Origin of the sequence: Burkholderia sp. (genome assembly GCF_018375725.1) — a bacterium.
In the GTDB taxonomy this organism is placed as follows: domain Bacteria; phylum Pseudomonadota; class Gammaproteobacteria; order Burkholderiales; family Burkholderiaceae; genus Burkholderia.
The window spans coordinates 1-4,602 of record NZ_JAHACR010000318.1; the positions used below are offsets into that span (position 1 = coordinate 1).

At 67.1% G+C, this 4,602-nt stretch carries 4 protein-coding genes and 1 pseudogene; all 5 read right to left on the reverse strand.

Annotated features, from left to right (window positions below; all coding sequences use genetic code 11):
• On the reverse strand, positions 1-376 hold a 376-nt coding region (locus tag KH616_RS21700; RefSeq protein WP_292250679.1), incomplete at its 3' end, for a Tar ligand binding domain-containing protein.
• Between the two features lie 192 nt (positions 377-568).
• Positions 569-1,507, reverse strand: coding sequence for a ribokinase (gene rbsK / locus KH616_RS21705; RefSeq protein WP_292250685.1), 939 nt, complete (start codon positions 1,505-1,507; stop codon positions 569-571).
• Complete coding sequence (locus KH616_RS21710; protein ID WP_292250681.1) at positions 1,507-2,535, reverse strand: LacI family DNA-binding transcriptional regulator; 1,029 nt, start codon at positions 2,533-2,535, stop codon at positions 1,507-1,509. Before KH616_RS21710 ends, rbsK begins: the two co-directional genes overlap by 1 nt.
• A gap of 33 nt (positions 2,536-2,568) precedes the next feature.
• Positions 2,569-3,033, reverse strand: a pseudogene (locus KH616_RS21715) (ABC transporter permease); the annotation flags it as partial.
• 270 nt (positions 3,034-3,303) lie between these two features.
• Positions 3,304-4,263 (reverse strand): sugar ABC transporter substrate-binding protein, encoded by a 960-nt coding sequence (locus KH616_RS21720; RefSeq protein WP_292250683.1) that lies wholly within the window; start codon positions 4,261-4,263, stop codon positions 3,304-3,306.
• Positions 4,264-4,602: the final 339 nt, after the last annotated feature.

Below are 4,602 nucleotides of genomic sequence, written 5' to 3' on the forward strand. Positions count from 1 at the left end.
GCAGCAGCTGGCGCTTCGCGGCCACGTCCTGTGCGAGCTTGTCCTCGTCCGCATCGCGCGGCAGGCCGAAGTACTTCTGCCACGCCGCATCGGACTGGGCGCGCATCCTGCGGCTGCGCTCAAGCTCCGACATGGCGTCAGGCGTGCCGGCCAGCAGTGCGGCGCCGTCGAGCGCGATCCGCTCGCGCGCCGCATACAGTTCGGCGGTCGCCACATCGACCGCACTCGGCATTTCGTTCGTGAATATTTCCCGGCTTGCGTCGTTCGCGCGGCCCATGCCGATCAGCCCCAGCGCGCCGATCGCGCACAGCAGCCCCGCCAGAAACGCCATCGTCAATCCGATGCGCGCGCGGATCGTCAGGTCTTTCAACACCATCGTTCCTTCCGTATTACGTCGTCATAAACGGGACTCGCCCGTCACTCGGAGGCATTCGCCCCTCTGGACGCATTTACGACAGCAAACCGTGCGACTTGATGGTGTTTACCCTTATTTCACGAATAAATCACGGAGAGAACCGAATTTCACAACAATCATCGGGTATTCAGCGTGAATTATTGCCATAACTGATCATTCAGTCAGTTCGGCAATCGTCGGAATCGACGGCTGCGCCCCCGCGCGCGTCACCGACAATGCCGCCGCGCGTTGCGCGAAGCGGAGCGCCGTATCGACGCTGTCGCCGGCTGCGAGCCGGGCGGCAAAGCCGCCGATGAACGTGTCGCCGGCCGCGGTCGTGTCGACCGCCTGCACCGCCGGCGCGGAATAGTGGCGCGCCGCGCCGTCCGCCGTCAGCGCGAGCACGCCGCGCGCGCCGAGTGTCACCAGTACGTTGCGCGCGCCTTCCGACTGCAGCTTGCGTGCGGCGACTTCGGCATCGTGCGGATCGCGGATCGGCAACCCCGTCAGCGCGGCCGCCTCGACTTCGTTCGGAATCAGGTAGTCGACGAGCGGCAGCCAGCCGGCCGTCAGCGGCGCGACCGCCGGCGCGGGGTTGAGCACGACCGTGCGTCCGAGCAGCCGTCCGGCCGACAGCGCGGCGAACACGGCGTCCGCGGGCGTCTCGAGCTGGCAGATCAGCACATCGGCGGCGGCGATCGCCGCGTCCTGCCCGGCAATCGCGCCCGGTGTCACGTCGCCGTTGGCGCCGGCGACGATGACGATCGCATTCTGGCTGCCATCGTCGACGACGATCAGCGCGACACCGGTCGACGCCGTCGCGCTCGTCGCGAGCCCCGCGCAGTCGATGCCTTCGGCTTCGAGGCCAGCGCGCAGCGCGGCGCCGTGCGCATCCGCGCCGACGCAGCCGATCATCGCGACCTGTGCCCCGAGGCGCGCGGCGGCGACCGCCTGATTGCCGCCCTTGCCGCCCGCGGCCTGCGCGAACGCATGACCGGCGAGCGTCTCGCCCGGCATCGGCAGGCGCGGCGCGCGCACGACGAGATCCATGTTGAGGCTGCCGATCACCGTCACGCGTCCCGCGTGCGGCGCACGACTGTCGGGACGGCCCATCATGCGCGGCCACCGGGCAGCGTCGGTTCCTGGTAAATAGCGGTCGACTCCCGCAGCACGAGACGCGGCGACACGACGCGACGGCGCTTCGGCGCAGCCAGCGAACCGCCGATCCGCTCGATCAGCGTCTGCGCGGCCATTTCGCCGAGCGCACGCACCGACTGGCCGACCGTCGACAGCGCGGGATACGTATAGCGGGAGAATTCGATGTCGTCGAAGCCGATGATCGAGCAGTCGTCGGGCACGCGCATCCCGCGCTCGGCCGCCGCGCGCAACGCGCCGACGCCCATCAGGTCGTTGCCGGCGAAGATCGCGCTCGGCCGGACCGAGTCGAACAGGCGCGATGCCGCCTGATAGCCGCCGAGGCACGAAAAGTCGCTTTCCGCGATCGCGCCGGACACGATGTCGATGCCGCGCTCGGCCATCGCGCGGATGAAGCCGTGCACGCGCATCGCGCTGACCGCGGTTTCCACCGGCCCCGTGATGCAGCCGATCTTCGCATGACCCAGTTCGAGCAGATGACGCGTCGCGAGATACGCGCCGCGCTCGTGGTCGATCTGCACGAGGTCGGCGGGCAGGCCCTCGATGTTACGGTCGACGACGACGAGCGGCGCGTGTATGTCGGCGAGTGTCTGCGCGAGCACCGCATCCTCTCCCGCCGATGCGACGATCAGCCCGTCGATGCGTTTTTCCTGCAGCACGCGCAGGTAGTTGCGCTGCTTGACCGGCTCGTCGTCCGAGTTGCAGAAGAACACGCAATAGCCGTTCGCCGCGCACTGATCCTCGATGCCGCGCGACAACTCGGCGAAATACGGATTCGTGCTGTTCGGCACGACGAGCCCGATGGTTGCCGTTGCGCGCGCCTTCAGCGAACGCGCGACCGCCGAGGGCACGTAGTTCAGTTCGCGGATCGCCACTTCGACCTTCGCACGCACATCGGCCGACACCGGCCGCGAATTGTTTACCACATGCGACACCGTCGTAAACGACACGCCCGCCATGGCCGCCACATCCTTGATCGTAGCCATTCCCGTTTCCCTCTGGTCTGCTCTGTCTTGTTTTCATCGTGCCCGCATGCGCCGGCTGCGATACGTGCCGAGGACGACCGCCACCCCAATCACCGCACCGCTGATGATGCACTTCGTCGGTTCGTTCGCACCGAGTTGTGCGAGCGCCGCGGCGAGTACCGAGATGATCGATACGCCGAAGAACATGCTGAATGCGAACCCGACGATTTTATACGGCTGCGGGTTAACCCCCGCAAGCCGCAAGGCTTCCTCGTTCGCGCCGATTCTCACCCCGAGCGCAACCAGGAACGCCGGCGGGACGCCGAGCGCGATCGGATTCGACAGGATGCCGAATGCGTTGCCGATATACGCGTTGCGCGAATTCGTCAGCGGATACGCGAGCCTGCGTGCCGCTTCCAGCATGCCGAGCGACACGATGCACGACCGAATGCGCCAGCCGACCGCGATCGCCCCGCTCAGCGCACCGGTCGCCGCCGCGACCGCGATGCCGGTCAGCGCGAGCGCCTCGCCCCGCGCCGGCGCCGGCATCACATTCGCGAGCACCGGCTCGGCGTATGTCTTGCCGGTAGCGGAAACGGTCAGCACGGGGGCGGGTGAAGGGGAAAGTTGGACGGTCGGCTCCATCGCGGTCCTGGTTGCGGCCGCGCGCGGTGGACGGCGCGCGGAATTGACGCTCACGGATAGCACGCGGCGGCCGTGATCGCGCCCACACCGGATAACGGCCGCTTCGCCGGAAACTTGAGCGCAGGCCGCCGCGGCCACGGCGCGTCACTGCGTCACGAGATCCACCGGCGTTTCGACTGCGGCCGACATGTCCGACTGCCTGCGGTGCTCGACGACCGCCTTGAGCGCCGTGTCGATGCCGAACACGGCCTGCTTCGCCGCGTACTGGTCGGCGGTCGCGAGCACGCGGCCGTCCTTCAGCATCGGCCTGATCGCGTTGCTGTCGTCGTAGCCGACGACATAGACCTTGCCCTGCTTGCCGGCGGCCCGCACCGCCGACACCGCGCCGATCGCCATGCTGTCGTTGCCGCACAGCAGCGCCTTGAGCTTCGGATAGGCATGGAGCATCGCCGACGCGACGGCGTGGCCTCTGTCGATCTCCCATTCGCCCGATTGCACCGACACGACCTTCATGCCGCCCGCCTTCATTGCATCCTGGAAGCCCGCGGTGCGCTGCTGCGCATTGGTCGTCGTCGGCATGCCCTCGACAATGCCGACCTCGTCGCCTGCCTTCAGTTTTTTCGCGAGAAAATCGCCGACCTTGCGCGCACCCTTGCGATTGTCCGGCCCGACGAATGGCACGTTCAGGCGCTTCGACTTCAGCACGCCGGGATCGAGCCGGTTGTCGATGTTGACGACGATGATGCCGGCGTCGACCGCCTTTTTCACGACCGGCACGAGCGCCTTCGAATCGGCCGGCGCCAGCACGATCGCGTCGACCTTCGACGCGATCATCTCCTCGACGATGCGGATCTGGCTCGCGCTGTCGGCCTCGTCCTTGATGCCGTCCGTAATAAGGTCGAACTGGCTGGCGTTGTGCTTCTGGTATTCCTTCGCGCCATTTTCCATGGTCAGGAAAAACTCGCTCGACTCGCTCGCGAGCGATTTCATCACGAGCGCGACCTTCGGCTTGCCCTGCGCCTGTGCATAGCCGCCCGGCACGGCCGCCGCCGCGATGGCGGCAAGCGCGACGGTCAGGAAGCGGCGACGAAAGGCGTGACTCATAAACATCTCCTGGCGGCAGGCCCGACGGGCCATGCGTTGTTTTAGTGCGAGCAAACGTTTGCGTTGCACAACCCCGGCTACGCCCTTCGTTGCTGTCGGTACCACGGAAAGGTTTGCGGAGACAGCCGACGGTCGTGCTCGGGCTGTGCATGGATGCGCACCGGGCCGGCAAGCAGCCGGCGGAGCGACGGGTATGCTGAACCGTTTCAGACCGGCGCGCAACCTGTCCGATCAATATTTAAGGGTTTGTGCGGAGTGTGGCCGCCGGGGATGAGCGTTCGATGTTCTGCGATCCGCAGGCGGTCGCGATCGCGGACGGCAGCGTGCCGGAGCTGCGCG

What these genes read in the sequence shown, in the direction of transcription:
- rbsK (WP_292250685.1), bottom strand. Translation starts at nt 1,507, where the DNA reads ATGGGCCGTCCCGACAGTCGTGCGCCGCACGCGGGACGCGTGACGGTG.
- KH616_RS21710 (WP_292250681.1), bottom strand. Translation starts at nt 2,535, where the DNA reads ATGGCTACGATCAAGGATGTGGCGGCCATGGCGGGCGTGTCGTTTACG.
- KH616_RS21720 (WP_292250683.1), bottom strand. Translation starts at nt 4,263, where the DNA reads ATGAGTCACGCCTTTCGTCGCCGCTTCCTGACCGTCGCGCTTGCCGCC.